The 17,534-nt window shown below is 68.6% G+C and carries 13 protein-coding genes; 7 read left to right on the top strand and 6 right to left on the bottom strand.

Translation table 11 applies throughout. The features are described 5' to 3' along the window. Positions 1-2 precede the first annotated feature (2 nt). Positions 3-1,175: a cysteine desulfurase family protein gene (locus tag OXU32_17780; GenBank protein ID MDE0075806.1), complete on the bottom strand. Its 1,173-nt coding sequence runs from the start codon at positions 1,173-1,175 to the stop codon at positions 3-5. 101 nt (positions 1,176-1,276) lie between these two features. On the opposite strand from OXU32_17780, the gene OXU32_17775 reads away from it, so the two are divergent. After that, on the top strand, positions 1,277-1,654 hold the full coding sequence (locus tag OXU32_17775; protein ID MDE0075805.1) for a hypothetical protein: 378 nt from the start codon (positions 1,277-1,279) through the stop codon (positions 1,652-1,654). Here OXU32_17775 and OXU32_17770 read toward each other — a convergent pair. The 5 genes from OXU32_17770 to OXU32_17750 form a co-directional block, all read right to left on the bottom strand. Then, positions 1,632-2,906 (bottom strand): ABC transporter permease, encoded by a 1,275-nt coding sequence (locus OXU32_17770; GenBank protein MDE0075804.1) that lies wholly within the window; start codon positions 2,904-2,906, stop codon positions 1,632-1,634. The genes OXU32_17775 and OXU32_17770 overlap by 23 nt on opposite strands. Then, positions 2,906-4,147, bottom strand: coding sequence for an ABC transporter permease (locus OXU32_17765; protein MDE0075803.1), 1,242 nt, complete (start codon positions 4,145-4,147; stop codon positions 2,906-2,908). The genes OXU32_17770 and OXU32_17765 overlap by 1 nt, the downstream gene beginning before the upstream one ends. A gap of 24 nt (positions 4,148-4,171) precedes the next feature. Then, positions 4,172-5,491, bottom strand: a complete 1,320-nt coding sequence (locus tag OXU32_17760) for an efflux RND transporter periplasmic adaptor subunit (protein ID MDE0075802.1) — start codon at positions 5,489-5,491, stop codon at positions 4,172-4,174. 78 nt (positions 5,492-5,569) lie between these two features. Then, the gene (locus OXU32_17755) at positions 5,570-7,063 is read right to left on the bottom strand and encodes a TolC family protein (GenBank protein ID MDE0075801.1); all 1,494 of its coding nucleotides are present in this window, start codon (positions 7,061-7,063) and stop codon (positions 5,570-5,572) included. A 160-nt stretch (positions 7,064-7,223) separates the two neighbouring features. Beyond that, entirely contained in the window at positions 7,224-7,931 is a 708-nt protein-coding gene (locus OXU32_17750) for a hypothetical protein (protein MDE0075800.1), read from the bottom strand. Between the two features lie 240 nt (positions 7,932-8,171). Between OXU32_17750 and OXU32_17745 the strand changes: the two genes are divergently transcribed. The 6 genes from OXU32_17745 to OXU32_17720 all read left to right on the top strand — a co-directional run bounded on the left by OXU32_17745 (position 8,172) and on the right by OXU32_17720 (position 17,514). Continuing rightward, positions 8,172-12,266, top strand: coding sequence for an ATP-binding protein (locus OXU32_17745; GenBank protein ID MDE0075799.1), 4,095 nt, complete (start codon positions 8,172-8,174; stop codon positions 12,264-12,266). A 111-nt stretch (positions 12,267-12,377) separates the two neighbouring features. Then, positions 12,378-12,965, top strand: coding sequence for a hypothetical protein (locus tag OXU32_17740; protein MDE0075798.1), 588 nt, complete (start codon positions 12,378-12,380; stop codon positions 12,963-12,965). A gap of 5 nt (positions 12,966-12,970) precedes the next feature. After that, entirely contained in the window at positions 12,971-14,437 is a 1,467-nt protein-coding gene (locus OXU32_17735; protein MDE0075797.1) for a pyridoxal-dependent decarboxylase, read from the top strand. A 147-nt stretch (positions 14,438-14,584) separates the two neighbouring features. After that, positions 14,585-15,733 (top strand): Re/Si-specific NAD(P)(+) transhydrogenase subunit alpha, encoded by a 1,149-nt coding sequence (locus OXU32_17730; GenBank protein ID MDE0075796.1) that lies wholly within the window; start codon positions 14,585-14,587, stop codon positions 15,731-15,733. A 22-nt stretch (positions 15,734-15,755) separates the two neighbouring features. Further along, the gene (locus OXU32_17725) at positions 15,756-16,043 is read left to right on the top strand and encodes an NAD(P) transhydrogenase subunit alpha (GenBank protein MDE0075795.1); all 288 of its coding nucleotides are present in this window, start codon (positions 15,756-15,758) and stop codon (positions 16,041-16,043) included. A gap of 85 nt (positions 16,044-16,128) precedes the next feature. Further along, a complete protein-coding gene (locus tag OXU32_17720; protein ID MDE0075794.1) occupies positions 16,129-17,514 on the top strand; it encodes an NAD(P)(+) transhydrogenase (Re/Si-specific) subunit beta in 1,386 nt (461 codons plus the stop codon). The last annotated feature ends 20 nt before the right edge of the window (positions 17,515-17,534 follow it).

The raw sequence follows: 17,534 nt of genomic DNA, 5'->3' as shown, positions 1-17,534 counted from the left end.
CGTCAGACTGCTCCTGCGCCGGCGAGCGCGCCGGCGCGGGTCACGATCTCGACCGTCCGGCGCGCGGCCTCGCTCACCTCTGCGGAAGTGGTGGTGCGGCCCAGGCTGAAGCGCACGGAAGCCAGTCCCTCCGCGTCGTCGCCGTAGAGGGCGCGCAGCACCGGGCTTGTGGTGGTGCTGCCGGACGCGCACGCCGATCCCCCGGAGACCGCCACCCCTGCCAGGTCGAAGGCCATCACCAGGGTGGCCGCGTCCAGCCCGGGGAACCCCACGTTCAGCAGATGCGGGGCTCGCTCGCCCTCCGCGCCGAACACGCGCGCTGCGGGGAGCGCGTCGACGATGGCGGCCTGCAGGCGGTCGCGCTCCGCCGCGAGCCGCTCCGCCTCGGCGGCCTGTTCCTCCGCGGCCAGGGTGAGCGCCTTCGCCAGGCCCACCGCCCCCGCAACGTCCTCTGTCCCCGGCCGCAGGCGGCGCTCCTGCCCGCCGCCGAAGAGGAGGGGCGCGAGCTCCACGCCGCGCCGGCGGTAGAGCAGCCCCACCCCCCGGGGTCCGCCGATCTTGTGGGCGGTCATGGAGGCCAGGTCGAGTCCGGCCCGGCCGAAGTCCACCGGCACCTTGCCCACCGCCTGCACCGCGTCGGAGTGCACCACCACTCCCGCAGCGCGCGCGCGGCGCGCCACGCGCTCGACCGGCAGCACCGTGCCGACCTCGTTGTTGACCCACATCACCGAGAGCACGCACGCCCCCCGCGACAAGGCGCCCGCGAGCGCGTCCTCGTCGAGTTCGCCCGCCCGGTCGACCTCGACGTGCACGCTCTCCCCGCCGCGCGCGGCCACCTCGTCGCACGCCTCCCGCACCGCGGGGTGTTCGATCGTGGTCGCTACCGTGCGCGGGCGCTCTCCCGCCGCCAGCGCGACCGCGGCCCGTCCGAGCACGGCCATGTTGTCGGCCTCGGTGCCGCCCCGCACGAAGGCGATCTCCGCGGGCTCGGCCCCGACCGCGCGCGCGCACTCCGCCCGCGCCTCGTCCAGGGCCGCGCGCGCCTGCCGCCCCCACCGGTGGGCGCTCGACGGGTTGCCGAAGACGCCGCCAAGGTGGGGACGCATGGCATCCAGCGCCTCCGGCCGCAGGGGCGTTGTGGCGGCGTGGTCGAAATAGAGGGCGGGACGGTTCATCGGAAACGGCGCAGCCTGCTCATGGCGGGACGGGTTCCGGCGCCTAACTTTAGCCGCCCCGGGGTTTCGATTGAAGGTGTGCATCCAACAGGGAATCGCCGATGAGCCAGGCACGACTTCCCGCGGGCCCGCCGGCGCGGTTCCGCTCGACCGTTCACGGAACCGTATTCGGGGGCCGCGACCGGCATCTCGACGCCCTCAACCCGGGCGACGCGCTGGTGCTCATCCCCGATCCAGCGGACGGCCGCCACGGCGCGGTGTGGGTGCACCTGCCCGCCGGCGATCCCGTGGGCTACCTGCCTCCCGAGATCGGCGGCTGGCTGGGACCCTGGCTGCGGGCGGGCGGACGCACCCGGGCGACCGCCCTGCGCGTTGGAAATGACCGCGTGCCCAGTTGGCGGCGGCTGGTGGTGGACGTGCGCTGCCTCGTCGCAGACGGGCAGGCCTCGGGTCTTTCTACTCGAAGCCCAACGCCCTGACCGGTGTCATGCGCGCGCCGCGCAGAGCCGGGAAGAGGCCGAACAGCATCCCTGTCACAATGGCGGAAACCAGTGCCGCGATGACCGACCAGAGGGGGATGGCCGCGGGGAGCGGCGTCCGCGCCTCGATTCCGGTCGCCAGCGCCGCTCCCAGCCCCAGCCCGATCGCGCCTCCCATGAAGGTCAGCACCGCGGCTTCCACCAGGAACTGCCAGAGGATCTCGTTCCGGGTTGCGCCGACGGCCTTTCGGATGCCGATCTCCCGCGTCCGCTCAGTCACCGAAATCATCATGATCCCGATCACACCGATACCGCCCACCATGAGGGCGACGGACGAGAGCGCGATCATCACCAGGAAAAACACGGCGGTGAGCTGATCGAACGTGTCGATCATCTGCTGGGACTCGATCAGCGCGAAGTTGTTGTCGTCACCGGGGCCGAGCCCTCGCATGGACCGCAGAACGGTGGTGACCTGGTCCTTGGCTTCGTCACGATCGAAATCGGGGCTGGGCACCACCACGAGCGACAGGAAGTTCTGAAACGGGTTCCTGGCCTTGAGTCGCTTCTCGGCGCTCGTCCATGGGAAGATGGCGAAGTGGTCGACGACCTCCGCGAAAACGTTGCCCTCCAGGTCGAAGACGCCGATGACCCGAAAGAGCGGGTTAACGCCCCGCGTCCTTGCGGAAACCCGGATACTCCTGCCAACGGGATCGCGCTGGCCGAACAACTCTTCGGCCAGGGGGCGCGAAAGGACAACGACCGCCCGCGCCTGCTGTACCTCGCTGGGAACGAAGTTGCGGCCCGCGGAGAAGTCTCCCGCCGTGTAGCTGGGCCAGCCGGCCGAGTTGCCGCTCGACTGAATGTTGGTAACGCGGTTTCCCTCGAACGACATGGTGACGCTGAAGTCGAAGTCCACCGTCGCCTCGTCCACCGCGGGCAAACGTTCGATACGGCGGATCTCTTCGTGCGTGAGATCGGGCCGGTTCCACCAGGGCGGCCGCCCGCTCCCGTCCCCCGTCAGACGGATTTCGCTGAAGTCGAACGGCATGACGAAGAAGTTCTCCGGGCCCGCGGCCTCGAAGGACTCGAAGATGCTGCTGCGGATTCCCGTGATCATCGCCGCCATGGTGACCACTACCGCGACCCCGATGGCTACGCCGAGGATGGTGAGCCCTGCGCGCACCTTGCTCGCCCCGATCGCGCTCAGGGCGATCCGGATACCCTCGCCGAGCGTGTTCAGGTTCGCCTTCATCACTCGTACCTCAGGGCATCGACCGGATCGAGCTTGGACGCCCGCGCCGCCGGGTAGACCCCGGCGATCACGCCTACCGACACCCCCAACACGACACCCAGCGCGATCCAGTGGGGCGCGACCGCCGCCGGCAGGGGTGAAACCGCGCGCACGATGAAGGTGAGCCCGATCCCGATCCCGATTCCGATCACCGCTCCCACCCCCGAGAGCGTGGCGGTTTCAACCAGCACCTGGAACAGGATGTCCTTGCGCCGCGCCCCGATGGCCTTGCGCACCCCGATCTCGCGGGTGCGCTCCATGACCGACACCAGCATGATGTTCATGATCACTATGCCGCCCACGACCAGCGAGATCGCCACGAGGCCGGGGAACGCGACGAAGAGCACGCGCGAGATGGTGTCCCAGAAGCTCAGGCTTTCCTCGGCCGTTTCCAGGTCGAAGTCGTTGGGCTCGCTCGGCCGCAGGCCGTGCCGCGCGCGCATGATCCCTTCGAGCTCGGACTGAGCCTCCCGGAGCGATTCCGGAGTCTCGGTCTGGACGACCACCTGGCTCACGAAGTCCCGCCGGCGCAGGACCCGCCGCAACGGCGAACGGGCGGGTGCGACGATCATGTTGTCTCGCGAGAAGCCGAGCATGGATCCCTGTTCCTCGATCACGCCGACGACACGATAGGGAGCGTTGCGAATGCGTACCGTTGCTCCCAGGGGATCCGCGTCCTCGAACAGCAGCTCGGCCGCACCCTTGCCCAGAACCGCGACGGACGCCCCCCGGCCCGCCTCTTCCTGCGAAAACGGGCGGCCCAGCTCCACTCCGTAGTCACGAATGGTGAAGATCTCCGGGGAGGCCGCGATGAGCCATGCGTTTTCCAGCTTGCGGCCGCCCGGTCCTTCGACCTCGCCGCCGATGTTGGTCTCCGTCCCCACCAGGGCCGGCGTCTCCAGCCGTGCACGAATGGCCTCGGCGTCACCCAGTTCGATCCAGGGCCGGCGCGCGGCGCGGCGCAGGGAAACCGGATCGCCGTCCACGACGTTCGGCCGGCTGCGCTGCACGGACACCGTGTTTACGCCGAAGACCATGGAGGACAGATCGTCCCGGATGTAGCGGTCGACGCCCTCGATAATGCTGACCACGACGATCAGGAACATGATGCCGACGATGACGCCGAGGAGGCTGAAGAAACTCTTCAGCTTCTCGCTGCGGATGTAGCCCAGCGCCAGCCGTACGCCTTCCCAGAGCTGCATGACCGCCTCAGGTCCGTCCGCGGGTCACGAGGCCGGCTCGTCCGGCTCAACCGAGGCACTGTCGGTCCGCACTTCCTCGCCATCGGTGAGTTCGCGAATGCGCTGGTACGGGCCGCTCACCACCGTGTCGCCCTCCGAGAGTCCGGAGAGCACCTCGAAGTACTCCTGTCCCGCGATCCCCACGGCGACCGGAACGAAATGCGCCTCGCCGTCGCGCACCACGAAGACGCCTTCCTCTTCCTCCTCCTCCTCCTCCTCGTCTTCCGCGCGCGTGTTCTCCGATTCCGTCGAACCGTCGCCGAACTCCTCGTCGCCATTGGAATCGTCCTCGTCCGCCTCGTCCTCCGAGCGGTCGCGAATCGTGAGGGCGATGATCGGAATCGCGAGCGCCTGCTCACGAGTCTCGGTGACGATGTCGGCCGTGGTCGAAAGGTCCGGCCGCAACTCGACCGGCGGGTCGTCCAGCGTTATCACCACCTCGAAGTCGATGGTGGGGGTCTGGCCCGTGCCCGCCGTGCTCGAGGGAGGCCGGATGGCGGAGTTCCCGATTTCGGTCACGGTCCCGGCGAACTCCGTGTCCGGAAACGCGTCCAGTTCCATCGCGGCGCTGTCGCCTATGCTGATCTCTGGCACGTCGGTCTCGTCGACCTGCATCACCGCCTCGATCACCGACAGGTCGCTGACGGTGAGCAGCAGGCTGCCCGGGTTGTTCATCGTGCCCACGATGGCGGTCTCGCCGAGCTCGATGTTGAGCCGGGTGACCCTGCCCGAGATGGGAGCCCGGATGGTGGTCTTGGAAAGCCGATCCTCGGCCTCGGCGAGCGTTGCGCGGGCCTGGTCCACGCCGTGCTCCGCGGCGGTGAAGAGAGCCTGCGCGACCTCGGCCTGCGTCCCGGCGTCGTCGACCTGCTGCCGGCTGACGAGCGTCGAGTCGCGCGTCCAGAGCCCCTGCATGCGGTCGTACTCGCGCGTCGCCTGGATGAGGCTGGCGTTCTGCTGGGCCGCCTGCGCCTCCCGCTGGGACAGCCCGGCCCGCCACTGGGCCACGGCGGCCTGGAACTGCGTCTGGTCGATGCGCAGAAGTACTTGTCCTTCTTGCACATCGTCGCCTTCGTCGACGTTGAGTTCGACGATGCGGCCCGAGACATCGGAGCTGATGTCCACGGTTCGCCGCGCCCGGATGTTGCCACTCGCGGTGACGATCGCTTCCAGGTCGCGCCGGCCTACTTCCTCCGTGCGCACCTGAGTACCGGTGTTGCGTGTCTGCAGCGTGGTCAGCACTCCGGCGACCACGAGGACGGTTACCACGAGAACGCCGATGGCGATCTTTGCTCTAAGCGTCATTTGGATGTTGTTCCCGAATTCCGGTCCAGGACCCTGGGCACCTGTGCCCCGTCGCCTCCCCGCACATTCCGACGGGCGTCAGGGCCGCAGCCTCGCGCCCACAAGTGCTTCCAGGTTGGCGAGCAGGTCGTGATATGAATATATGGAGGCGACGCGTTCGCGGTCGGCCTGCGCCATGACGGTCTCCGCCTCGACAAGGTCCAGAAAGCTCGCGGAACCGACGCGGTACTGTTCGGTGGCCAGGCGCAGCTGCTCCGCCGCCACCGCCTGGTTGCGCTGCTCGATGAGTTCCGTCTCGTACGCCGTGCGCACGGCTGCCAGACTGGAGGCGATCTGCGCCCGCAGATCCAGTTCCGCGCCTCGCAGCCGATGGCGCGCGTCTTCACGGGCGGCCCGCGCGTTCTCCACCTGCAGCTGCCGGCTGAAGCCCTGGAACACGGGCACGCTCACCGTGAGGGAGGCCCGGGCCGGCTGGCGGGTGAAGTCGAACGGGAACGCGTTGTTCTGCGCGATGATGGCCTCTTCCTGATCGGGCGTGAAGACGATGCTGTCGCAGTCCTCCGTCCGAGGATTGCCCAAGATGCCGTACAGCTGGTTAAGCACGCGACACTGCTCTTGCTGGCCACTGACCCGGGCCCTGGACTGGCTGATCATTGATTCCACGCTGGACGCTTCGCGCGTGAACCCGCTCAGCCCCGCGCTGAGGGACAGGGAAGGGTAGTACGAGGACCGCGCCATCTTCACGTCGCTTGCGGCAACGGCCTCATTCGCCCGCTCGGCGATGAGCCCGGGATTGCCCTCGAGCGCCATCGCCACCAGTTCCGCTTCCGACCAGACCGGCTCGCGTACCTCGAACGCGCTCACGACGGTGAATTCCTGCGGCACCTCCGCTCCGAGCACGACCAGGAGGGCGATGCGCGCATTGCTTACCGCGAATTCGGCCTGGAGAAGGGTGACCTCGGCGCGGCCGACCGACACTTCCGCCTGGCGCACGTCGCGCGGGGTCGCCGTGCCCACTTCCAGCTGCCCTTCGGCCAGGCGCAGGTTGAAACGCGCGCGCTCCAGCTCCTGCTGGGCAAGCAGATACCCCTCCTGCTGGCGCAGAACGTCCAGGTAGACGATCGTGACGTCGCGAACGAGGTTGGCTTCGGCCTGGTCGATGAGCGCGACCGTGGCGTTTCGGGCTGCCTTTGCTCGCCCCGGGCGAAACAGCGACTCGGCGCCGATGGAGTAGCTGAGGCCCGCGTTGTAGCTGGAGAAGTAGTAGGAGGGCTCGTTGCCGAACCCCAGCTGGCTGGTCGTCAGGCTTCCGAACTGCTGTTCACCTCTTCCCTGCCAGGAGAGGCTGGAGCTCAGATTGGCGAAGGGCAGCAGGTCGCCGTAGGCGGAACGAACCGACCAGTCCGCAACGCGCGAGTCGTTGCGAACCGACTGGAAGCCGGGGTTTTGCAGCCGGGCGATGCGGATTGCTTCGTCGAGCGTGAGGCGGGAAGGCACCTCCTGGGCCTGCAGCCAGGACGACGTCGCGCAACACAGCAGGAGCGCCAGCGCGCACCTGGCAATCGGGATCATCCTGAACACCGTATCTTTCTCCCTTGCGTGGATGGCGGTCTTCGGCCTGTTGCGGCCGCGAAACATACGAGCCCGTGTCCGATGGGGTTTCACCGCTGAGCCGATGCCCCGGGGATCCGGCCACTCGTCGGAGCCGCAGGATGTACCCGACACGGACGGCTCAGGACCCGGGGCGGGTCAGGCGGACGGCGGAGTATCCCGTGGAACTCTCCACGACCCGCAAGACCCTGCCCTCGGCATCATGCCATGCCTCCCAGCGCAGCTCTCCGGCTCGCACCCGGTAGTGCCGCGCCGGCATCACCTCCCCGCCGATGCGCAACTCGGCGGTTCCGGCGAGGATGACCTGGGCCTCGGCCTGAAATCCGTCCCGGGGCACGATGACGGGAATGGACAGGGGACCCGGATCCGCGGGACGCACAAGAAAGTGAAAATGATGCGCAGTGCCCCGCTCGAGGATCCTGGTGCCCGGGGCGGCCCGATACTCCTTCACCTGCTCCCCGATATCGGATGTGACGCGCGACTCGAAACGGGCGCCGCGAAGTTCGAAGCCGATCTCCCGGGCCCCCTCGCCTCCTACCTTGTTCTGATAGGCGGAGGGCATCCAGCCGGCGCCGGTCAGCTCCATGAGCATGTCCATCGTGTTCGCGCCGTCGGGGAGGGCGGCGCGAATCTGCCCCGCGGCGATGACCCGGGCCTCGCTCCCGGTGCCCACCTGGCGGATCGAGAAGGTCTCGGTCCCCACTCCCCGGCCGTTGACGGCCACCTCGAACTCGCCCCGGTCCAGGATGGTGATCTGGGCGGAAGCGCCGCTGGATGGAGGGGACCCGGCGAGGGTGAAAAGAAGTACAGGGAAGAGAATGCGTCGCACGGACGGAGCCTCGGTCGCAAGTGATCGAAACGACATCCGACTACACCCCAGCCGGGGGACGGATCCTGCAAACCGATTCCCGCATGTCACCGATTGCAGCGATCGCGGAGCAGCCGCGGGCCTCGCGGTCCGGTCCTCCGGAGGCTGGGAAGCGGATGCGCAACCCGCGCTGACGCCACGATGAACGGCGTTTCCTCCTTGCTCAGGGGCCTCCTGCGGGCCGAGTCACGACAGTCCGCCGTGTCCGCGCTGTTGTGGCTGAGCGTGGCGGCGCTGGCGGTGTGGACGCGCTGGTCCGCGCCCGGATGGCTGCTGGCGAGTGCGCTGGCGGCTGTTCTAGGCCTGCTCCGGATGGTGTCCCGCCGGTCCGGTCGCAATCCCTGGACGCTCGCCGCCGCCCTTGTCCTTCTGGCCGGGATCGCGAGCGGGATGCTTGGCTCCGCGCGCTTCGCGCTGGTGGCCGGCGACTGGGATCGCTTCCGGAGCGGACGCGAGGCCCGCCTGGAAGCGGCCCTGGACCAGCGCTTCGAGACCTTGATCGACCGCGGGACCGTGGCGGCCTCTCAGGTCGCCGGCCGGGAGTTCGATGGGGGCTCGCCCGGCTACTGGGCGTTTCTGGAAGACGTGCGGCGCGAAGCCGACCTGCATGCAATCGCGGTATTCGACGCGCGCACGGACCTGGTCGCCTGGGCGGGCAATCACCAGGGGGTTGTGCCCCTCGATGCCCGCTCGGGCTGGGACCGGTACGTATTCGGGCAAGGCCCGGTCTACAGCTATCTGTACTTCACGGAACGCATCGGCGCGAGCGGCGCGACCGCGGTGGCCGCCGCGCTGCTCCAGAGCGACATGCCCCCCGACGTACCCGACGAAGAGGCCGCCTTCGCCACCCGATTCCGGTCCGATGTCGGACGGGCGATCCGGATCACGCACTCCGAACAGGCGACGGGTCCCGCAATACGCGACTTCAACTGGCAGGAGCGGACGCTCTTTTCCATTTCCTCCGAGGAGGTGACGCAGGGGGAGGCGTTCGAGTCGGTTCGGAGGGCATGGAGCCGGGTGGTCGCCGGGCTCGCTGTGACGGCCTGGCTGCTGCTGCTCATCGGCCTCAGGGCCAGGCCATATCACGCCGTCCTGGCCGCGGCGACCCTGGCCCTGCTGGCGACCGTCCTGCCTTTCGGCGATCTGCTGGGCGTCTCCGGCCTGTTTTCGCCGGCTCGCTTCCTTCTCCCCGGGACCACCGGGGGAACGCTGGGCCGCGTGTTGGCGCTCGGGCTGGCGGGGGCGTTCATCGCGGGACTTCTGCCCGGGGGCGTCCGCGGACGCGGCGCTCCGTTGATCGGCGCGGCTCTTGCCGGCATCGGGTTCGCCGCGGTGACTCACTGGTTCTCGCTCGCGCCGACGACATCGCAACTGGGTGGTACGACGGGCTACTGGCTGATCTATCAGTGCGCCCTGACCTCCGTGCTGGTGGTCGTGGCCGCGCTGGCGCTTCGACTCGCCACCCGGCCCGCGCCTGCGTCGGGGAGACCGTCCCTGGTCGCGGCCGGCCTGCTTCTGGCGCTGGTGCTCGGCCTGCTGGTGCACAGCGTGTCCCTCGGTTCGCCTCCCACCCCCGCGTGGGCTGGTGTCCTGTGGGCGCTCCCGGTGGCCCTGATCGGCCTGGGCCGACAACCCGCCACCACGTGGCGCGGGTCGATGGCGACGGGGGCGGCCGCGGTTCTGCTCGCCGCGAGCGCGGCGCTGCCGTTCACCTGGGGCGGGCGCGTCGCGGCGCAGCGGGAGGTCGCCGAGGAACGTCTTTCGACCCTCGGGAACCAGGTCAATCCCTATCTGCAGTTTCTCCTCGAGGGCTTGTCCGAGAGGACGGATTCCCTGTTCGAGAGCGGAGCCCGCGGCACCGGACTCCTCTACGGCACCTGGCGCGTGAGCGGTCTTGCCCAGGAGGGAGTCGCCGCCTGGATCGACCGCTGGACTCCCGGCGGACTGCCCAGCGCCGCCTTGCGGATCGGCGTCTCCGGTCCCCGTCCCTTGATCGTGGACGACTATCTGGACGAAGCCGCGCTCGGAACCACGGTCCTGCGACTTCAGTCGGAGGATGTACACTACCTCGGTCTCGCGATGCTGCCGGACCGATCGGTGATCACCGTCGCGGTGCCCCCGCGGCGAGGCTTCAGCACGGCCCTCCTCCCGGATGTGCCGTTCGGGCGGGACCGGGCGGACGAGGGGACCGTCACCCTGCTGCCGCTCAACGAGGACGATCCGTCGCCGACGCGGGAGGCCCCGCGGTGGGAGCGGACCTCCCAGGGATGGCAGGGCGAGCAGACCATCCTGTTCCCCGAGGGATGGTACAACGCACACTACGAGGTGGAACTCCCCGGGACGGCGGTGCTCGTGGCGGGAACCGTGCTCGTCCTGCTGCTCGATCTGCTGATCGTGGCCGGTCTGTGGGGCGTTGGCTGGTGCAGCAGCCGAGGGATCCCGCGCGCGCCGATGCGGCTGGGTCCCGGGGCGGGCCGCAGCTTTCGCGTGCAGGTCACGTTCGCCCTGTTCCTGTTCTTTCTCATCCCCGCCTTCGCGTTTGCCGCCATCGCCTCCAGGACCCTGGACCGGGCCGTGGTTCGAACCGCCGAGGCGCTGGCGGACCGAGCGGTGGCGGACGCCGCCGAGGACTTCCTCGCCCTGCAGGGGCAGGTGGGACTGCTGCCCACCAGCACCGGCACGGTCCTCCTTCTCTTTCAGGACGGCGAGCTGATCCGAAGCTCCCGGCCGGCGTTCCTCGAACTGGGCGTCCAGTATTCCTGGCTGCCCGCGCAGGTCCATCGGTCGCTCGAGGACGGGGAAGCGGTGCTCGTGCACGCCAACGTGCGTCGCTGGGGCGGGGAATACGTGCTTGCGTACCGGCGACTTCAGACCGGACAGGTGCTGGCCTCGGCGGCCCCGCTGGATGCCGGCGCGACGGCGTTCGAGCAAAACGATCTGATCCTGCTGCTGGCGTTCGCGGTCGTCACCGGGATCGCGCTGTCGCTTGGGCTGGCGCTGCTGGTGGGTCGTCGGCTGGCGAACCCCATTCGCACCCTGCGGCTGGCGTCGGAGCGAGTGGGGGAGGGGAACCTGGGGGTGCGGTTGCCGGAGACGCGCACCGATGAGTTCGGCACCGTCTTCCTGGCCTTCAACCGAATGGTGCAGCGGCTTCATCGGGCGCGCGGCGCCCTGGTGCGCACCACGCAGCGCACGCAGGCCATCGTGGACGAGGCGGCGACCGGGGTGATCGCCCTGGATCAGGCGGGGGCGGTAACCCTGGTGAACCCGCAGGCCCAGGCGCTGCTGGGAGCCTCGGTGGGGCCGGGAGAGCCGCTGCCGGCGACCCCGGGACTTGCGCGCGACCTGTCGCGCTGGGTGGAGCGCTTTTACCGCGACGGGGGCGAGGGAGCCGATCACGAATTCGAGTTGCCCGGAACCGAACTCGCAGCAGCCGCTCCCGGTTCCCGGGACTCTTCGCGCAGAGTGCGGGTGCGGGCACGCCGCATCACCCGCGACGGTCGCCCGCGGGGGGCCGTGCTGAGCCTGGAGGACGTGACCGACGAGCTGCGCAGCGAGCGTATCGTGGCGTGGGGACAGATGGCTCGTCAGGTGGCCCACGAAGTCAAGAATCCGCTTACGCCGATCAAGCTGAGCATCGAGCACGTCCGTCGAGCCTGGCACGATCGTCGGCGCGATTTCTCGGAGATTCTCGAGCGCAACGTGGAGTCGATCCTTCGGGAAATCGATCGGCTCGCCGAGATTGCCCGCAGCTTCTCGCGCTACGGCTCCCCCAGGAAGGCGAGCGAACTCCCCCTGGAAGGCATGCACCTGGACAGGGCGGTAGAGGAGATCCTCGCGCTCTACCAGAGCAACGAGCAGGGAATCGTCATCGATACCGCCTTCCCGGCCGCACTCCCCCGGGTCCGCGCCCGGGAGTCCGAGTTCAAGGAGGTCCTGATCAACCTGCTCGAGAACGCGCGAGAAGCCGTCAAGCCCAGCGGCCACGTCCACATCGGGGCCTCCGCCGAGGATGGGGGCGTGTGCCTTCAGGTCAGCGACGACGGCCGCGGCATCGAACCGGAGCTTCTGGGTCGCATCTTCGAACCGAGATTCTCCACCAGCTCCACCGGCACGGGTCTCGGCCTCGCGATCGTGCAGCGGCTGGTACGCTCCTGGGGTGGCCGGGTGTGGGCGGAGAGCACGCCCCGGGTCGGCACGACGATGTCCATTCGCTTCGTGGCGTGGGAGCCGGGGCCGCGCGCGCTGGTCTCGGCCGCGGGCACTGGACGGACGATGTCGAACCCGCAAGATTGAGTGCGGACCGCCCGGAGTTGGCCAGGTTCGCGACCACGGCCTGCACATCACCCCGATCCCCGGCACATCATCCCCATCCGCGATTCCGCCACGAACATACTCGAGTCCCCCATGCAGCCCCCGGGGGCGGGACCCTCACTCGCCCAGCTCGACCCCGTCGAAATGCAGGCCTGGGTGATCGCCAGGAGCGACAAGATCGTCGCCCGCTGGCTCTCCGAGGTCACCAAGCGGTTTGAACGGCGACCACGACAGCTGGTCGAGCTGCTCCACGATTTCTACGAGACCTTCGTCAGCATCCTTCCCGAAATCCTGGGGCCGTACCGGCGCAGGGTGCGGCCTGTCTGGCAGGAAGCCGCGAATCTCTACGGCGAACTCGCGGCCGAGCGGGGGTTGGTGGCCGGGGAGGTCATCGAGGAGTTTCAGGTTCTTCGCGTGTCCCTCATCCGGGTCCTGTATGCGGAACCGCGCATGCCCCGTGACGTGGTGCCGGGGATGCGTGAGGTGCTGCGCCTGAACCGGCTCGTTGACCAGGGCGTCACGCATGCGTCCATCGGCTACACCGACAGTCTGGTCTCGGCGCTGGTTGCCGGGCCGGGTGTTCCGGAATCGGTGACGGAGGAACTGCTCACCCGGGTCGCCGAGCAGCTTCGCGCGATCCGACGCGAATTCCGCGACATCGTGGGAAGCGGCCGCGGCTGAAGTCCATGCGATCTTCCGAAGCCGGCCTTCCGGCCCTGCCTGTCGCGGAGCTGGGAGACATGCCTCCCGAGGAATTCCTGGTCCAGGGCGGGCGCATCCTGGAATGGATCTCGGAGTACCTTGGCTCCGCGGGACGATATCCCGTTCTGGCCCGCGTGCGGCCGGGGGAGGTGCGTGCCTCGCTGGCGCCTTCTCCTCCGCGGGAGGGCGAGTCCCTGGACGACATCCTGCGTGACTTCGAGGAACGGGTGGTTCCGGGCCTCACGCACTGGAATCATCCGGGCTTCCTGGCGTACTTCGCAAATACGGCTTCCTCCCCGGCCATTCTCGCCGAATTGCTGGCCGCGGCGGTCAACGCGAACGCGATGATCTGGAGGACGTCTCCCGCTGCGACCGAGCTGGAAGGCCTGACGGCAGACTGGCTCCGGCAGCTCCTCGGCCTGCCGGACGGCTTCGCCGGATTCGTCAACGACACGGCTTCGCACAACTCCCTGTACGCGCTCGCCGCCGCTCGTGCCCAGGCGTTTCCGGAAGCGGGCGAGCAGGGGCTTCATTCACTGCCGGCGGGGCGGATCTACGCCTCGGAACACGTCCACTCCTCCATCGACAAGGCCGTCGTTACCCTCGGGCTGGGCCGCCGGGGCGTGCGCCACCTCCCCGCCGACGACGGCTATCGCATGAAGCCGGAAGCCCTGCGCGCCGCGATCGCGGAAGACCTGGCCGCCGGGGTGCGTCCGGTGGCGGTGGTGGCCGTCGCCGGGACGACTTCGACGGCGAGCATCGATCCCATGCCGGAGATCGCCCGCATCTGCGAGGAGCACGGGATCTGGCTGCACGTCGACGCCGCGTACGCGGGCGTGGCGGCGATCGTCGAGGAACTCCGCCCGCTGCTGGCCGGGTGGGAGCGCGCCGACTCCATCGTGCTCAATGCGCACAAGTGGCTCTTCACGCCCATGGACTGCGCGCTCCTCTATTGCCGGCGTCCGGAGGCTCTCGCCGACGCGTTCTCCCTGGTCCCGCCCTACCTGCGCACCCCCGAAGCGGACGAGGCGCGTGACCTGATGAACTACGGCGTGGCGCTCGGCCGCAGCTTTCGCGCGCTCAAGCTCTGGTTCGTGCTGCGCTACTTCGGCGGCCACGGGCTTGCGGACCGGCTTCGCGAACATTGTCGCCTGGCGCGCCGGTTCGCAGGGTGGGTGCAGGCTTCGGACCGGTGGCAACTGATGAGTTCGACGTTGCTGAGCCTGGTCGTCTTTCGATACCGCGATCCGGAGATGGGACGTGATCGGAACAACCAGGCCAACGAGCGCATCCTCGACGCGGTCAACGCCTCCGGAGACGTCTTCCTGTCGCATACGGTCCTCGATGGGCGCTACGTTCTCCGCCTTTCCGTCGGCAACCTGCGCACCCGGCGCGAGCATGTGGAACTGGCGTGGCGCAGGCTCGAACTGGAGGCGGCGCGGTTGAAATAGAAACCGTGCTGCGGCGGCATCCGCGCGCCCGTTGCGGCCATCTCGCGGGCTCGTTATCTAATGGGGGGTTTTTCCCCGGGGGACGGCGGCGGGACGGGTCTCCGGACCCGCAAGAGGGCACGTTCTGACATTCCAGCGGAGAGGCGGATGAGGGTTTGCGTACTGCGGGAGAGCCGCGCGGGAGAGCGCCGGGTGGCGCTGGTTCCCGCTGAAGTGGCCGCGTTGGCGAAGGTGGGCGTCGAGGTCGCGGTGGAGTCCGGGGCGGGGGAAGAGGCCTCCTTCCTCGACGATGCCTTCCGTGAGGCGGGCGCGTCGGTGTGCGAGAGTGCCGCCCAGGCGCTCGAAGGCAGCGACGTGGTCGTGAAGATCAACCCGCCTTCCACCGGCGCCAACGGAAGCGCCGACGAAGTCGCCGCCCTCCCCGAAGGCATCGTGCTCATCTCGTTCGTCTCGCCGGTAGCGAACCTGGAGCTCGTACGCCGGCTGGCGGAAGCCCGCGTTACGACGCTGGCCATGGACCAGGTGCCCCGCATCACCCGGGCCCAGAAGATGGATGCCCTCTCGTCGCAGGCCACGGTGGCCGGCTATCGCGCTTCGCTGCTCGCGGCGACCCACCTGGGCAAGTTCCTGCCCATGTTCATGACCGCGGCGGGCACCATACCCCCCGGCAAGGTCCTGATTCTCGGCGCCGGCGTGGCCGGCCTTCAGGCAATCGCGACCGCTCGCCGTCTGGGCGCCGTGGTCGAAGCCTTCGACATCCGCCCCGCGGTAAAGGAACAGGTCCAGAGCCTGGGCGCCAAGTTCCTGGAGGCCGAGCTGGACGAGTCGGCCGAGGACGAGGGCGGCTACGCACGCGCGCTGTCGGAGGAAAAGCACCAGCAGGAGCTCGAGCTGATCGGCGGCCGGCTGCCGGACATGGACGCGGTCATCACCACCGCCAACATCCCCGGTGCGCGGGCGCCGGTGCTCATCACCTCGGCCATGGTTGCGACCATGCGTCCCGGATCGGTCATCATCGATCTCGCGGGCGAATCCGGCGGAAACTGCGAGTTGAGCGAGCACGGAAAGGTGGTGGTCCACGACGGGGTGATCATCGCCGCCCCGGACAACCTTCCCAGCGAACTGCCCACGCACGCCAGCCAGATGTACGCGCGCAACGTCACCTCCTTTCTCCAGGACATCGTCGAGGACGGGGAACTCAAGCTCGACTTCGACGACGAGGTGGTCTCCGGTTCGTGCGTGACGCACGACGGCGAGGTCGTGCACGCCCGCGCTCTGGAGCGTATGTCGAGTTGACCCCCAACCCAGCGGAGAACCCATGGGTGAGTTGATGATCGGTCTCTATGTGTTCGTTCTGGCCGTGATGGTCGGATTCGAAGTCATCACCAAGGTGCCCCCGACGCTGCACACGCCGCTCATGTCGGGAGCCAACGCGATCTCCGGCATCGCCGTCATCGGCGCACTGGTGGTGGCCGCCCAGGCAGGCGAAACCACCGGGCAGGTGCTCGGCGTGGTGGCGATCGTCATGGCGATGGTCAACGTGGTCGGCGGCTTCATGGTCACCGACCGCATGCTCGAGATGTTCAAGCCCGGCCGGAAGAAGTAGCGTCGGGCCCTGACCGCCCGGGCGGGTCCTGCGCGCCCGCCACCCGGCAAACTCCCATGCATACCCGGATTTCCGAGGAGTCACGGTGAACCCCGATACCCTGCTGCAACTCGTCTACCTTCTTTCCGCGACCCTCTTCGTGTTCGGGCTCAAGCGGCTGGGCTCGCCCGCCACTGCCCGGCAGGGCAACCGCATGGCCGCACTCGCCATGCTCATCGCCATCGTCGCGACCCTGGTCGAGCAGGAGATCCTGAACTGGCAGCTCATCGCCCTCGGGATCATCCTGGGATCGCTCGCGGGTGCAATCGCGGCGCGCACGGTCAGGATGACCGACATGCCGCAAATGGTGGGGATCTTCAACGGGCTCGGCGGCGGGGCCTCCGGAGTCGTGGCGGCGGCCGAGTTCTTCCGGCGGGGCGGCGGGGAGCTCGGCCTGGAGGCGGGGATCACCATTCTCCTGTCGACCCTGATCGGGACGGTAACGCTCTCGGGCAGCTTCATCGCCTTCGGCAAGCTGCAGCGCTTCATCTCAGGGGCGCCGCTCACGTTTCCCTTCTCCAGAACCCTGAACGCCCTGCTCTTCGCGGCGATTCTGGTCATCGGCGCGATGCAGGTGACGGGCGAAGCTACGGTCACGATGTATCTGGTCCTGACCGGGCTCGCCCTCGTGCTGGGGATCCTGCTGGTCACCCCCATCGGCGGGGCCGACATGCCGGTCGTGATCTCGCTCCTGAACTCGTACTCGGGGCTGGCGGCGTCGGCGGCCGGATTCGTGCTCGGCAACATGATCCTGATCATCTCGGGGGCGCTGGTGGGCGCCGCCGGGCTGATCCTCACCAACCTCATGTGCAAGGCGATGAACCGGTCGCTGGCCAACGTCGCCTTCGGCGCCTTCGGCGCGGCCGATTCGACCGGCGGCAGAATCACTCCCGGAGAAGGGAAGAGCGTACGGGACGTGGACGCCGAACAGGCAGCCATGGTGCTCGCGTACGCCCAGTCGGTGATCGTGGTCCCCGGCTACGGCCTCGCGGTGGCCCAGGCGCAGCACGACATCCGCAAGCTCTCGGACCTGCTTCAGGAACGCGGCGTCACCGTCAAGTTCGCCATTCATCCGGTGGCGGGGCGCATGCCCGGGCACATGAACGTGCTGCTTGCGGAAGCCGACGTGCCCTACACCCAGCTCTTCGACCTGGACGAGATCAACGACGAATTCAGCACCACCGACGTGGCCCTGATCGTGGGAGCCAACGACGTGGTGAATCCCGACGCGCGCGATCCCTCCTCCGTGATCGCCGGCATGCCCATCCTCGACGTCGATCGGGCGCGCAACGTCATCGTCATGAAGAGGAGCCTCAGCCCGGGCTTCGCCGGGATCGACAACCCGCTCTTCTATCTCGACCGCACGATGATGTTCTTCGGTGATGCCAAGGGTTCGATGGTGGACCTGGTGCGCGAGACCAAGGAGGTCTGAAGCACGCGGGTTGCCGCTCG

Source organism: Gammaproteobacteria bacterium, from assembly GCA_028819075.1.
In the GTDB taxonomy this organism is placed as follows: Bacteria; Gemmatimonadota; Gemmatimonadetes; order Longimicrobiales; family Gaopeijiaceae; genus BD2-11.
This window is presented reverse-complemented; position numbering and strand designations above follow the sequence as displayed.